Annotated in this window: 13 protein-coding genes; 11 read left to right on the forward strand and 2 right to left on the reverse strand. The window is 68.1% G+C overall.

What is annotated here, in order from left to right:
- The 10 genes from WMC41_RS28510 to WMC41_RS28555 all read left to right on the forward strand — a co-directional run bounded on the left by WMC41_RS28510 (position 1) and on the right by WMC41_RS28555 (position 10158).
- On the forward strand, positions 1–846 hold the full coding sequence (locus tag WMC41_RS28510; RefSeq protein WP_244769119.1) for an ABC transporter permease: 846 nt from the start codon (positions 1–3) through the stop codon (positions 844–846).
- Complete coding sequence (locus tag WMC41_RS28515) at positions 846–1580, forward strand: SDR family NAD(P)-dependent oxidoreductase (RefSeq protein WP_272808875.1); 735 nt, start codon at positions 846–848, stop codon at positions 1578–1580. Before WMC41_RS28510 ends, WMC41_RS28515 begins: the two co-directional genes overlap by 1 nt.
- 226 nt (positions 1581–1806) lie before the next feature.
- Entirely contained in the window at positions 1807–2574 is a 768-nt protein-coding gene (locus WMC41_RS28520; protein WP_432349812.1) for an SDR family NAD(P)-dependent oxidoreductase, read from the forward strand.
- Positions 2575–2672: 98 nt separating this feature from the next.
- Positions 2673–3905, forward strand: a complete 1233-nt coding sequence (locus WMC41_RS28525; protein WP_064333788.1) for an ABC transporter substrate-binding protein — start codon at positions 2673–2675, stop codon at positions 3903–3905.
- A gap of 57 nt (positions 3906–3962) precedes the next feature.
- Entirely contained in the window at positions 3963–5057 is a 1095-nt protein-coding gene (locus WMC41_RS28530) for an ABC transporter ATP-binding protein (RefSeq protein ID WP_432349813.1), read from the forward strand.
- A 31-nt stretch (positions 5058–5088) separates the two neighbouring features.
- Positions 5089–5970, forward strand: coding sequence for a polysaccharide deacetylase family protein (locus WMC41_RS28535; RefSeq protein ID WP_432349814.1), 882 nt, complete (start codon positions 5089–5091; stop codon positions 5968–5970).
- Between the two features lie 190 nt (positions 5971–6160).
- On the forward strand, positions 6161–6493 hold the full coding sequence (locus WMC41_RS28540; RefSeq protein WP_432349815.1) for a hypothetical protein: 333 nt from the start codon (positions 6161–6163) through the stop codon (positions 6491–6493).
- A complete protein-coding gene (locus WMC41_RS28545) occupies positions 6486–7562 on the forward strand; it encodes a CobW family GTP-binding protein (RefSeq protein ID WP_432349816.1) in 1077 nt (358 codons plus the stop codon). The genes WMC41_RS28540 and WMC41_RS28545 overlap by 8 nt, the downstream gene beginning before the upstream one ends.
- The gene (locus WMC41_RS28550) at positions 7562–8794 is read left to right on the forward strand and encodes an ABC transporter substrate-binding protein (RefSeq protein WP_244769126.1); all 1233 of its coding nucleotides are present in this window, start codon (positions 7562–7564) and stop codon (positions 8792–8794) included. Before WMC41_RS28545 ends, WMC41_RS28550 begins: the two co-directional genes overlap by 1 nt.
- Before the next feature lie 2 nt (positions 8795–8796).
- Positions 8797–10158: an amidase gene (locus WMC41_RS28555; protein ID WP_432349817.1), complete on the forward strand. Its 1362-nt coding sequence runs from the start codon at positions 8797–8799 to the stop codon at positions 10156–10158.
- Positions 10159–10193: 35 nt separating this feature from the next.
- Here the strand turns inward: WMC41_RS28555 and lhgO are convergent, their stop codons facing one another.
- Complete coding sequence (gene lhgO / locus WMC41_RS28560) at positions 10194–11387, reverse strand: L-2-hydroxyglutarate oxidase (RefSeq protein ID WP_432349818.1); 1194 nt, start codon at positions 11385–11387, stop codon at positions 10194–10196.
- A 400-nt stretch (positions 11388–11787) separates the two neighbouring features.
- On the opposite strand from lhgO, the gene yghU reads away from it, so the two are divergent.
- Positions 11788–12702 (forward strand): glutathione-dependent disulfide-bond oxidoreductase, encoded by a 915-nt coding sequence (yghU, locus tag WMC41_RS28565; RefSeq protein ID WP_432349819.1) that lies wholly within the window; start codon positions 11788–11790, stop codon positions 12700–12702.
- Between the two features lie 5 nt (positions 12703–12707).
- Here the strand turns inward: yghU and WMC41_RS28570 are convergent, their stop codons facing one another.
- Positions 12708–13874 carry an MFS transporter gene (locus WMC41_RS28570; protein WP_432349820.1) on the reverse strand — a complete coding sequence of 389 codons (1167 nt, stop codon included), beginning with the start codon at positions 13872–13874 and terminating at the stop codon, positions 12708–12710.
- Positions 13875–13892 lie beyond the last annotated feature (18 nt).

Genomic DNA, 13892 nt, shown 5'->3' on the forward strand with positions numbered 1-13892 from the left:
ATGAACGCTTCCGGCATCAAGCTCGGCCTCGGCCTCTATACGACGCTGTTCATCGTCTTCCTCTACGGCCCGCTCGCCGTGCTCGCCATCCTCTCCTTCCAGACAGGGCCGGAGGGCGGGCCGCAATTCCCGATCATCGAATGGTCGACCTACTGGTACAAGCACCTCTTCGGCCTCACCCCGCCCTCGCGCATCGCGCCGCTGCCGATCGAACAGGCGCTGGTGCGCTCGCTGGCGCTCGCCGTCATGACGATGATCGTCTCGACCGTGCTCGGCGTCACCGCCGCCCAGGCGTTCCGCAAGAGGTTCCGCGGCTCGGGCGTCGTCTTCTATCTCATCGTGCTCGGCATGATGGTGCCCGGCGTGCTCGTCGGCCTCGGCATGGCGCTGGTCGCCAACACGCTCGGCGTCGACCGCCACTGGTGGGGCACGGCCTTCGTGCTGCATGTCGTCTACACCTTCCCCTTCGCCTTCCTCGTCATGCTGGCGATCTTCAACCGCTTCGATCCGAGCGTGGAGGAGGCCGCCTGGTCGCTCGGCGTCACCCCGGCGCGCACCTTCCGCAAGATCACCTTCCCGCTGATCTTCCCCGGCGTGCTCTCGGCCATGCTCTTCGCCTTCACGCTCTCCTACGACGAGTTCTCGCGCACGCTCTTCGCCTCGGGCCGGGACCTGACGCTGCCGCTCGCCATCTACGGCACCTTCTCGGTGGAAGTGCATCCGAACGTCTTCGCCTTCGGCGTGCTGACCACGCTGTTCTCCTTCGCGCTGCTCGGCACCTATGCCGTGCTGATGGGCCTGTCGGTGCGCCGCGCCAAGCGCATGGCGATCCAGGAGGAGGCGTGATGGCGGGCGCTGCTCTTATCACCGGCGCAGGCTCCGGCATCGGCCGCGCCATTGCGCAAAAGCTCGCGGCGGACGGTTACGCCGTGACGGTCAACGACCTCTCGCCCGAGCGCGCCGAGGCGGTGGCGGACGAGATCCGTGCGGCGGGCGGCAAGGCCGTCGCCGTGGCGGGCGATGTCTCCGGCGAGGCGGATGTCGCGGCCATCCATCTTGCCGCCGTCGCGGCGCATGGCGATGTCACGCTGCTCGTCAACAATGCCGGCATCGCCCATCAGGCGCTGTTCGAGAACCTCGATGTCCGCGATTTCGACCGCATGTTCGCCGTGCATGTGCGCGGCACGTTCCTGATGACCAGGGCCGTGCTGCCGGCGATGCTCTCCGCCGGGGCGGGCGTCATCGTCAACGTCGCCTCGCAGCTCGGCCAGATCGGCGGCGTCGAGCTCGTGCACTATTCCGGCGCCAAGGCCGCGATCATCGGCATGACCAAGGCGCTCGCCCGCGAGGTTTCCGCCCGCGGGGTGCGGGTCAACGCCGTCGCGCCCGGCCCGATCAACACGCCGCTCGTCATGCAGCTTTCGGAGGACTGGCGGGCCGCCAAGCGGGCGGGCCTGCCGCTCGGCCGCTTCGGCGAGCCGGAGGAGGTGGCCGAGACCGTCGCCTTCCTCGCATCCCCCGCCGCCAGCCTCTTCGTCGGGCAGACGCTCGGGCCGAACAGCGGGGACGTGATGCTGTGACCCCGACGACGCTTGCCCATCGGATGAACCGGTCGCCGCACCTCCCCTTCTCCCCCGTGGGGAGAAGGTGCCGGCAGGCGGATGAGGGGGATGCCGGAAGCAAGCATCCCCGCTGCAAAACCCCCTCATCCGACCCTTCGGGCCACCTTCTCGCCACGGGGGAGAAGGGCAGATGCGGCGATGTCCCGCCCCATGCGATCGCCCCCTTTTGACTTCGGAGACAGCCATGAGCGCAGACAAGAAACGCATCGTCATCGTCACAGGGGCCGGCATCGGCATCGGCGCGGCCACCGCGAAGGCGTTTGCAGCCCTGGGCGACCATGTGGTCGTCACCGACATTCTTGAAAGGGAAGGCCGGGAGACGGTGGCGGCGATCTTGGCCGCCGGCGGCGCGGCGGAGTTCCACCTCTATGACGTGCGCTCGACGGAGGCGACCGACGCGCTGGTCGCCGATGTCGAGGCGCGGCACGGCCGCATCGACGTCGTCGTCGCCAATGCCGGCATCGCGCACCGCACGAAGCTGGCCGACCTCACCGACGAGAAGTGGGACCTCACCTTCGACATCGACCTCAAGGGCATCTTCCGCCTCGTGCGGGCCGCAGCGCCCGGCATGCGCGCCCGCCGGTCGGGATCGGTCGTCGCGCTCTCCTCCATCATGGGCGTCGCCTATGGCTGGGACGAGCACGTGCACTATTCGGCGGCCAAATCCGGCGTCGTCGGCCTGGTGCGGGGCCTTGCCGTCGAGATGGCGCGCGACGGCGTGCGGGTGAACGGCATCGCGCCCGGCTACATCCGCACCGCGCAGCTTCTCTCGGAGGAGAACTCGCTCGGGCCCGCGGGGGCGGAGAAGGCGGCGGAGTTCATTCCGATGGGGCGGCTCGGGACCGGGGAGGACATCGCCGATGTCGCCGTGTTCCTCGCCTCCGACAGCGCGAGATACATGACCGGCCAGGTGCTGGTCGTGGATGGCGGCCTCCTGGTGGGCCGGTACTGAGCAATCCCGGCAAGCATGTGCAGCGGTTTATGCCCGGAATTGCAGACAAAAGGAGCCGCGGGGCGGCTCCGGGGAACGATAACAACTGGAGAAGAGACATGTTCAAGTCGGAAATCAATCGCCGCTCGCTCCTCAAGCGCTCGGCCGGGGTGATGGCGCTGGCGATGGGCGGCGGCACGCCGTTCCTCTCCTCGCGCATGGCCTTCGCGCAGGCCGCTGACCTCGCCGGCCAGCAGCTGCGCACCATCGGCCTTTCCGTGACGGTGCAGGAGCGCATCCTCGAGGAGTTCAAGAAGGCCTCCGGTGTCGGCGGCACCTCGGGCACTGCCGCCACCTTCCCGGACGCGCAGACGAAGATCCTCTCGGGCTCGAAGGACTACGACTGCTGGGAGATCATCGCCGAGCGCCTGCCCTCCATCGTCATGACCGACAATGTCGAGACGATCCCGGCCGCCTCGCTGAAGAACTGGGCCAATATCCGCGACACCTTCACCACGGCGAGCGACAAGTGGGACCGCGCCGCGCAGATTGTCGGCCAGATTTGGGCGGACGAGGGCCAGACCGTGCTCAACATGGTGCCCGCCGTCTACAACTACGATTCCATCGGCTACAATCCGGATGTGCTCTCCGACGAGGAGGCCAACACCTGGACGGCGATCTTCGATGCGAAGTGGAAGGGCAAGTCGGGCCTCAACACCGACCCGCTCATCGCCTTCGGCCAAGCCATCATGGCGATGAACACGCTCGGCCTGTCGGATGTGAAGAACCCCGGCAACCCGACCGCCGCCGAGATCGACGAGGCTGCCGCCTTCCTCGTCTCCAAAAAGAAGGAAGGCCAGTTCCGCGCGCTCTGGGGCGATTTCGGCGAGCTGGTCAACCTGATGGCCTCGGGCGAGATGGTCGTCTGCGACGCCTGGCAGCCGGCCGTCATGGCCGTCAAGGCGCAGGGCAAGGCCTGCAAATACGCCGTGCCGAAGGAAGGCTATCGCGGCTGGGCGATCGGCCCCTCGATGATCGCCGGCACGGCCAACCGCGACGCCGTCATCGCCTATGCCGACTACTGGCTTTCGGGCGAGCCCGGCATCACGGTCTCCGAACAGGGCTATTATTCGCCCTCCACCAACATCAAGGACGTCATGTCCCCGGAGAAATACGCCTTCTGGTACGAGGGCAAGCCCTGGGTCGGCGCGGAGGAGCGCGGCATCAAGGAGGGGGACCTGCGCGACGGCGGCTCGCTGGAGGAGCGCGCGAAGAACGTCGCCTACTGGCACCAGTGGCCGGACGAATACGACCACCTCATCCAGAAGTGGGACGAGTTCCTCAACGCCTGATCCCAAGACGAAGGACCGGGGCGCGCGTGGCCCCGGTCCGCGACCGGAGATTTCCTGATGCTGTTCGACCTCGAACTCAACAATGTCGGCAAGGTCTATGACAATGGCACGCCCGCCGTCATCGACTTCAACCTGTCCGTCCGCAAGGGCGAGTTCATCGCCTTCCTCGGCCCGTCCGGCTGCGGCAAGACGACGACGCTGCGCATGATCGCCGGCTTCGAGGGCATTTCCTCCGGCGACATGCTGATCCGCGGCGAGCGGATGAACGACGTGCCGCCGCAGCGCCGCCCGACCTCGATGATCTTCCAGAACTACGCGCTCTTCCCGCATATGAGCGTGCGCCGCAATGTCGGCTACGGGCTGGAGGTCAAGGGTGTTCCCAAGGGCGAGCGCGAGGCGAAGGTCGACCGCATCCTTGCGACGCTCGGCCTTGAGGACATCGCCGAGCGCAAGCCGGAGAAACTCTCCGGCGGCCAGCGCCAGCGCATCGCGCTCGCCCGCGGCCTCGTCGTCGAGCCGGATATCCTGCTGCTCGACGAGCCGCTCGGCGCGCTCGACGCCAATCTGCGCAAGGCCATCCAGAACGAGCTGAAGCTCCTGCAGAAGAGCCTCGGCGTCACCTTCATCTTCGTCACGCACGCCCAGTCGGAGGCGCTGGCGCTCTCCGACCGCATCGTGGTGATGAACCAGGGCCGCGTCGAGCAGGTGAGCCCGCCGCACCAGCTCTACACCCGCCCGAACACGCCCTTCGTCGCGCAGTTCATCGGCCGCAACACCGTGCTTGCGGGCGAGGTCGCCGGCAGCGAGGGCGAGGACGTGGTGGTGACGACGGGCATAGGCACGCTGTCCGGCCGCGCCAACGGCGCGCTCGCCGAGAAGGGCCGCGTCAATCTCGTCGTGCCGGCCGAGGCGATCGAGCTGCATGCGGCGGGCGAGGCGGCGCTGTCCGGCGCGAAGAACCGGGTGGACGCCCGCATCGAGCGCTCGGAGGTCGTCGGCCATATCGCGCATCTGACGGCGCGGCTTCAGGACGGGCGGGCGGTCGCGCTCGAAGCCCATGTCGACAAGTACCGCCCGGGCGCGTTCCCGGCCGGAACCCCCGTTCTTTTGAGCTGGAACCCCGCCGAGGCGACGGTCATCCCGGCCCATTGATCCTTTTTTGAGGGAACCAAGGAGATACAAAATGGCAAAAGAGATTTTGTGCAGTTTCGGCGTCGACGTCGACGCGGTGGCCGGATGGATCGGCTCCTATGGCGGCGAGGATTCGCCGGATGACATCTCGCGCGGCATCTTCGCCGGCGAGGTCGGCAGCCTGCGCCTCCTCAAGCTCTTCGAGCGGTTCGGCGTCAAGACCACCTGGTTCATCCCCGGCCACTCGATCGAGACCTTTCCCGAGCAGATGCAGGCCGTCGCCGAGGCCGGCCACGAGATCGGCATCCACGGCTATACCCATGAGAACCCCATCGCCATGACGCGCGAGCAGGAGACGGAGGTGCTCGACAAGAGCATCGAGCTCGTCTCGAAACTCTCGGGCAAGCGCCCGACCGGCTATGTCGCGCCGTGGTGGGAGTTCTCCAACGTGACCAACGAGCTGCTTTTGGAGCGGGGCATCAAGTACGACCACTCGCTGATGCACAACGACTTCACACCCTATTACGTGCGCGTCGGCGACAGCTGGACCAAGATCGACTATTCGAAGAAGCCGTCGGACTGGATGGTGCCGCTGAAGCGCGGGCACGAGACCGACCTCATCGAGATCCCGGCCTCCTGGTATCTCGACGACCTGCCGCCGATGATGTTCATCAAGAAATCGCCGAACAGCCACGGCTTCGTCAATCCGCGGCATCTGGAGGAGATGTGGCGCGACCAGTTCGACTGGGTCTACCGCGAGATGGACTATGCCGTCTTCCCGATCACCATCCACCCCGACGTCGCCGGCCGGCCGCAGGTGCTGATGATGCTGGAGCGGCTTTATGCGCATATTATCAAACATCCGGGCGTGAAGTTCGTGACGATGGACGAGATCGCGGATGATTTTGCGCGGCGGTCGCCGCGGAAGAAGTAGGGGCGAGCACCCCCCTCTGGCCTGCCGGCCATCTCCCCCTCAAGGGGGGAGATCGGATGGAGCACCGTTTCGCCCATCTCCAACGTCGCTCTTGGATCAGGAGTCCCGCCCCCTACCAATCTCCCCCCTTGAGGGGGAGATGGCCGGCAGGCCAGAGGGGGGTGCACCAAGGAAGAAAGGACGAAACCCCATGTGCTCCCTATGCGGTGTCATCGGCGGAGACCAGCACTGGACGGACGCGGCCGCGCGGCCGGGCGTCTACACGCGCAATGTCGAGCGGCTCGACCGGCGGCGCGAGCGCGCCCGGCGGGTGACAGCTGTCAACCGCGTGCTCGCCGCCTTCGGCATGGGCCTTTCCGACTGGCAGGGCTCGTCCTTCGTGCTGGCGACGCGCACCGGCAAGAGCGAGATGATCGAGGACCTCGGCCACCTCTGGCCGGCCGCCGAGCGCCTTGCCGGCCGGCCCTGCGATCCGCTCGATCCCGTGCTGATCGCGCGCATGGAGAGCGTAAGCAATGGCTGACATTCCCGCCTTCACGCCCGTCCATCTGCTGACCGGCTTCCTCGGCTCGGGCAAGACCACGCTGCTAAAGCGCCTGCTTGCCGATCCGGCGCTCGCCGATACCGCCGTCATGATCAACGAATTCGGTGCGGTCGGCCTCGACCATCATCTCGTCGAGCGCATCGACGACACGATGGTGCTGCTGCAGTCGGGCTGCGTGTGCTGCACCGTGCGCGGCGAGCTGGCCGAGGCGCTGCGCGATCTCCATTCGAAGCGCGAACGCGGCCTCGCGCCGCCCTTCACCCGCGTCGTCATCGAGAGCACGGGCCTTGCCGATCCCTTCCCGGTGCTCTCGACGCTGAAATCCGATCCCGTGCTGCGCCATCATTTTCGCGCCGGCAGCGTGGTGACGACCGTCGATGCCGTCAACGGCCTCGGCCAGCTCGACACCTATGTCGAATCGAACCGGCAGGCGGCCATCGCCGACCGCATCGTCGTCACCAAGGCGGATCTTTGCCCGGGCAATGCCGCTCTGGTGCGCCTGCTTTCGCGGCTTGCCGAGCTCAACCCGGACGCGGTTCGCCACATCGCGGCGGCCGACGGGCCGGGCGCCGATGCGCTCTTCGGCGATGACACGGCGCAGCGCGCGGCAAGACTGCAATCGGCGAGCGGCTTCTACTGCGATGCCCCCGCCGGGCTGGTGACGGCGGACGGTACGCCGCACCGGGCGGCCATCTCCTCCTTCGTGATCACCGTCGATACCCCGGTCGACTGGACCGGCTTCGGCGTCTGGCTCACCATGCTGCTCAACCGCCACGGCGAGCGCGTGCTGCGGGTGAAGGGCATGCTCGACATCGCGGGCGAGGACCGGCCGGTGGCGGTGCATGGCGTGCAGCATCTCGTCCATCCGCCCGTGCATATGGACGCCTGGCCGGCGGGGGAGCGCTCCTCGCGCATCGTCTTTATTGTTGACGGTCTCGATCCGAACCTGTTGAAACGGTCCTTCAACGCCTTCGCGCTTGCCGGGAAGGCCGCAGACAGTCCGCAGCCAGAGGCAGCCGCACCGGTTCGCAACGCCCAGAGCCCTTGATGAACAAGCATTCCCCGAAACCGGAACCGGCAGCACCGGCCGTCCATACGGCCGGCAAGCCGAAGCTGCGCGTGCTCGGCACGGCCATCTCGCTTCTGGAGGAGCTGCGCGTGAAGGCCGAGGCCGATCTCGGCATCGAGGTCAGCTTCGACAACAACGATTTCATCGTCACCCAGCACAAGGCCGCGCAGGAGCCCGACCGCTACGACATCTACGATCAGTGTTTCCACAATCTCGACATCGTCTGGTACTGGCGCGCCATCCAGCCGATCGAGATTGCCCGCATTGCGCTCTGGGACGAGATCAACGACCTGACGAAGACCGGCCAGATCGGCCCGAGCGCCCGCATGGGCCAGGGCGACGTGCCGGCGCGCAAGCTCTATGTCCAGCCGAGCCTCGCGCTCGGCGACACGCCGACCGGCCGCATCTCCATGCTGCCGACGACGCACAATTTCGACAGCTTCGCCTATCGCAGCGATGCCGCCGATCCCCTTGCGCCGATGAACAGCTGGGCCGCGCTGCTCGACGAACGCTGGAGCGGCCGCGCCGCGCTCGTCGACGAGCCGGCGATCGGCATTTTCGATGCCGCGCTCGCCGCGCAGGCGGCCGGCCTGATGAGCTTCGGCAATATCGGCAACATGACGGTGGCGGAGATCGACGAGCTGATGGATATCCTGGAGGCGCGGCGCAAGGCGGGCTTCTTCCGGGGGTTCTGGCGCACGGCGGAAGAGGCCGCGGGGCTGATGGTGGCCGGCGAAACCGACATCCAGAGCATGTGGTCGACGGGCATCGGCATCCTCAACGGCCGGGGTTTCCCCGTCGAGCAGGCGACCCCGGTGGAGGGCTATCGCGCTTGGCACGGCGGCCTGTGCCTTTCCCGGCGGCTTTCCGGCCGCATGCTCGATGTCGCCTACGACTATCTCAACTGGTGGATTTCCGGCTGGCCGGGCGCGGTCGTCGCCCGGCAGGGCTACTATATCTCCACCCCGGAGCGCTCGCGCCGCTACATGAGCGCCGCCGAGTGGGACTACTGGTATGAAGGCCTCGCCGCGCGGGAGGACCTGCCGGGTCCCGACGGCGCCGTCCGCGTCAAGCGCGGTGCGGTGCGCAGCGGCGGCTCCTACTGGCAGCGCGCCAACGGCATCGCCGTCTGGAACACGACCATGGATGAACACAACTATCTCGTCCGCCGCTGGATGCAGCTCGTCGGGCGCGCAGAGAAGGACATTTGACGATGACGACAGAGCCGCGGTCGATCGCCCAGCTTTCCGTGCTCCTGCAATCGGGCGCGCTCGATCCCGTCGCGCTCGCCGAAGAGACGCTTGCCGCCATCCGGTCCCATCCGGACGCCGCGATCTTCACCGTTCTTCTGGAGGATCGGGCGAAGGCGGAAGCGGAGGCCGCGCGGCGGCGCCTGCGCGAAGGGCGCTCGCGCGGCGTGCTGGATGGCGTGCCGATCGCCTGGAAGGACCTTTTCGACATTGCGGGCCTGCCGACCACCGCCGGCTCGCGCGTGCTGAAGGATGCGGCGCCCGCAGGCCGCGACGCGGCCGTGGTGCAGGCGCTCGCCGGCGCCGGCATGGTCAGCATCGGGCGGGTGAACATGAGCGAGTTCGCCTTTTCCGGCCTCGGCATCAATCCGCATTACGGCACGCCGCGCAACCCGGCTTCGCCGGCCGGCGAGCACCGCATTCCGGGCGGCTCCTCGTCCGGCTCCGGCGTCGCGGTCGCCGCGGGGCTCGTGCCCGTCTCCATCGGCACCGATACCGGCGGCTCGGTGCGCATCCCCGCCGCCTTCAACGGCATCGTCGGCTACAAGGCGACGCGCGGGCGCTATGCCATGGACGGCGTGTTCCCGCTGGCCAAGAGCCTCGATTCCCTCGGCCCGCTCTGCCGCACCGTGCAGGATGCGGTGTGGATCGACGCCGCCATGCGCGGGCAGGCGGCCGCCGGCCCGCTGCCGCGCCTCAGCCCCGCCGATCTCTCCTTCGTCATTCCCGAGACCGTGTTCTTCGACGGGGCCGAGCCGGAGGTCGTCGCCGCCTTCGATGCGTCCGTCGAGCGCCTGGCGCGGGCGGGCGCCCGCATCCGCCGGCAGGCCTTCCCGGAATTCTCCGCGGTCTTCGACGTGATGGCGCGGCACGGCGCGCTGGTGACCGCCGAGGCCTTCGCGCTCCACCGCGCGCGCATCACCGGCCCGGCGGCGGCCGAAATGGATCCCCGCGTCGTCAAGCGCACGCTCCTCGGCGAGAAGATCGCGCTGTCCGACTATCTCGAAACGCTGGCCGCCCGCGAAAGGCTGACGGCCGCCTTCGAGGCGCGGCTCGGCACGCAGGATATCCTCATCAGCCTGACGCTTCCCCATGTCGCCCCGCCGGTCCAGCCGCTGCTCGACGACGAGGACCTGTTCTTCCAGACCAACGGCAAGACGCTGCGCAACACGCTCGTCGGCAATTTCCTCGACTGGTGCGGCGTCTCGCTGCCCTGCGGCACGGGGGCCGACGGCATGCCCGTCGGGCTCCTTCTCTCGGGGCCGAAGGACAGCGACGAACGGGTCCTTGCCGCCGCCGCCGCGGTGGACGGCTGGCTTCGCTAGGGCGCAGCCGAAGCGGCATCGCTCCGGCCTGCCCGTCACTGCTCCCGCGTCAGGCGGCGGGCGATCATCCTGGCGATCGGGATGGCGGAGGTGGCGGCGGGGGAGGGCGCGTTGCAGACATGCAGCATGCGTTCCGTCTCGACGAACAGGAAGTCGTGGATGAGGGTGCCGTCCCTCCCCACGGCCTGGGCGCGGATGCCGGCCTCGTGCGGCAGGAGGTCGGCAAGCTCAAGGCCCGGGCAATATTTCCGGCATTGCGCGAGATAACCCGGTTTCCAGAGTGAGTTGCGCAGCTCCGTCACGGCCGATTTCCGGTTGGCGAACACGGTCTTCCAGAAGCCGGGGAACAGCGCGTAGTCGGCCATGTCGGACAGGTTGACGGAAAGGCGCGGATAGCCCTCGCGGGCAAAGCCGATCACGGCATTGGGCCCGACCGTCACGCTGCCGTCGATCATCCGCGTCAGGTGGACGCCGAGGAAGGGCAAGGCGGGATCGGGAATAGGGTAGATCAGGTGGCGGACGATGTCGTTCCTGTCGGCGGGCAGGCGGTAATATTCGCCCCGGAAGGGCACGATGCGATGCGTGATCGACAGGCCGGCGAGAAGGGCGAGCCGGTCCGACTGGAGGCCGCCGCAGACCACCAGCATGCGCGCCTGCCAGCTTTCGCCATCCGACCCGATGGTCACCGCGTCCGGTGCCTCGCGAAGGCCGGTCACGCGGGTGGACAGGCGGATCTCGCCGCCGAGGGCCGCAATGCGGCGCCCCATGGCCTCGCACATCTCGGCATAGCTGACGATGCCGGTCGAGGGCACGAAGAGCGCCCCGCGGCCGCGTATATTCGGCTCGCGTTCCTTCAATTCGTCCGCGCCGAGGCGGTGCACCTCGATGATGTTCTGCCTCGAGCGTTCGTAAAGCGCGTCCATGCGCTGCATTTCGAGATCGGAGGTGGCGACGAGAAGCTTGCCGCAGGTCTCGAAGCGGATGCCGTTCTCGGCGCAGAAGGCCTTGGTGGCGGCGGCGCCCTCGCGGCACAGCTCGGCCTTCAGGCTGCCGGGCGGGTAGTAGATGCCGGCATGGATGACGCCGCTGTTGTGGCCGGTCTGGTGCCGGCCGAGCGCCGCCTCCTTCTCCAGGAGGACCAGGCTGCTGCCGGGACGATCCTCCAGAAGCCGCATGGCCGTTGCCAGCCCGACGATGCCGCCGCCGATGACGCAGTAATCGTATTTCATGTGTCTTGCCTCTCGGCGGCGGACTATGCGCCAACCGCCCGGCATCCGCCATAGCCCGCGCCATTCCGTGATCCTGCCCCGTTGAAGGCGGGCCATCGCCAATGACGTTCGGCGGTGCCGCTCTCCCCTTCTCCCCCGCGGGGAGAAGGTGGCCCGAAGGGTCGGATGAGGGGGTGGCTCGGATGGATCGTTTGCGCCGCCGACCCGCCCCCTCATCCGCCTGCCGGCACCTTCTCCCCGCGGGGGAGAAGGGGGTGGGGCAACGGTTTCCCTCCATAGGCGATGACCCTGCGTTGCACGGGAACCGCGGGAGGGGATAAGAAACTGCGATCGCCTTCCTATATGGAGCAAGGTGCATCCGGCAGGCCGGATGCGTTCGCGCAAAGACAAGGATTGATTCATGACCGAGAAATCCCCTGCCGACAATTTCCCCGCCGGCTACGAGCCCCCGAAGGTATGGACCTGGGAAAAGGGCAATGGCGGCGCCTTCGCCAATATCAACCGCCCCATTGCCGGCCCGACGCACGACAAGGACCTGCCGGTCGGCAAGCATCCCCTGCAGCTCTATTCGCTCGCCACGCCCAACGGCGTGAAGGTCACGATCATGCTGGAGGAGCTTCTGGCCGCGGGCCACGCGGGCGCCGAATACGATGCCTGGCCCATCCGCATCGGCGATGGCGACCAGTTCGGCTCCGGCTTCGTCGCGGTCAATCCGAATTCCAAGATCCCGGCGCTGATGGACCACGCGCCGGCGGGCGGCGGCGCGCCGGTGCGCGTCTTCGAATCCGCCTCCATCCTGCTCTATCTCGCCGAGAAGTTCGGCGCCTTCCTGCCGAGCGCGCTGCGCGCCCGCGCGGAAACCTTCAACTGGCTGTTCTGGCAGATGGGCTCGGCGCCCTTCCTCGGCGGCGGCTTCGGCCATTTCTATGCCTATGCGCCGATGCGCATCCAATATGCCATCGACCGCTATGCCATGGAGGTGAAGCGCCAGCTCGACGTGCTCGACCGGCATCTGGCGGACAACCGGTTCATGGCCGGCGACGACTACACGATCGCCGACATGGCCATCTGGCCGTGGTACGGCAACCTCGCGCTCAACCAGGCCTATGGCGATGCCGGCACCTTCCTCGATGTCCAGAGCTACGGCAATGTCCAGCGCTGGACGGCCGAGATCGCGGCCCGCCCGGCGGTCAAGCGCGGCCGCATGGTGAACCGGTTGAGCGGCGATCCGTCCGAGCAGCTGCACGAGCGCCACGACGCCGCCGACTTCGACACGAAGACGCAGGACAAGCTGGAGGCGAACGGGACCGCATAGAGCGATCAGGCCCGCCGTCGCCGCGCCATCAAGAGGAGCGCCAGCACGGCGCACAGGAGGCCGAGCGCGGCAGGCAGGCCCTGGTGGCCGATCAGCTGCATGGCGAGGCCCGTCGCGGGCGAGCCGGTCATGCCGCCGATGCCCCAGACGAGGGCGAAGGCGGCATTGCCGGCGATCAGCGCCTGGCCGGTGAAGCGCTCGCCAAGCTGGATCAGCGCCATGGTGTAGATGCCGAACGAGACCCCGCCCCAGACGAAGAGCAGCGGCCAGACGGGCCAGGCGGCAAAGGCCTGCGGCAGAAGCAGGCAGAAGAAAAGCGCGGCAAGCGCACAGGCCAGCATGGTGCGCGCCGCCCCGCAGCGCTCGGCGATGCGCCCCAGCACGACCTGCAGCACGGCGTTGCCGGCGATGAACACGGTGATGAGCGCGGCGATGCGGGCCTCGCCGCTGCCGAGCGCCGCGCCATAGACCGCAAAGAGCGACACGAAGGTCTGCTCGAAGGCCGCCGCGGTGAAGACCGCGAAGAGGAGGAGCGGCGCGCGCGCGAAGATGCCGCCGACCGATGCCGTCTCGCCTTCCCGCGGCAGGTCCGGCAGGCGCCGGGCGACGGCGAAAACGATCAGGCTGCAGAGGACAAAGGCGGTGATGCCGACGAGGAACGGCGCCCAGCCCGCCGTGCCCGCAAGGCCGAGCGACAGCGGACCGATGGCGAAGCCGCCCGAGACGACCGAGGAATAGAGGCCGAGGATGCGGCCGCGGCGCGCTGCGGGCGTGAGCGCGATCAGCCAGGTCTCGCTGATCACATAGAGCGGATTGGCGAAGACGCCGAGGAGAAGACGCAGCGGCATCCAGGCCCGCACGTCCTGCACGAGCCCGATGGCCGCAAGCGTGAGCGCGGCGAGGAGCGCGCACAGGACCGCCAGCCGCGCCGCGCCGACGCGCCGCGCGAGCGCCGGAATGAGCGGCGCCGAGACGATGAAGCCGAGCGGCGTCATGGCGGCGGACAGGCCGATGAGGCCGGGCGTCGTGCCCTGCCGTTCCAGGATGAAGCTGAGCAGCGGATAGGTCAGCCCCTGCGCCAGGGCGAAGACCGAGACGGTCGCGATGATGCCGGCCATCGCGGCCCACGGAATGCCGCGCTCCTCACCTGCTGTCGTGCTTTCGGCCGTCATGCAAACCTCGACATGGTC

This window comes from Shinella yambaruensis (genome assembly GCF_050859155.1).
Taxonomy (GTDB): Bacteria; Pseudomonadota; Alphaproteobacteria; order Rhizobiales; family Rhizobiaceae; genus Shinella; species Shinella yambaruensis.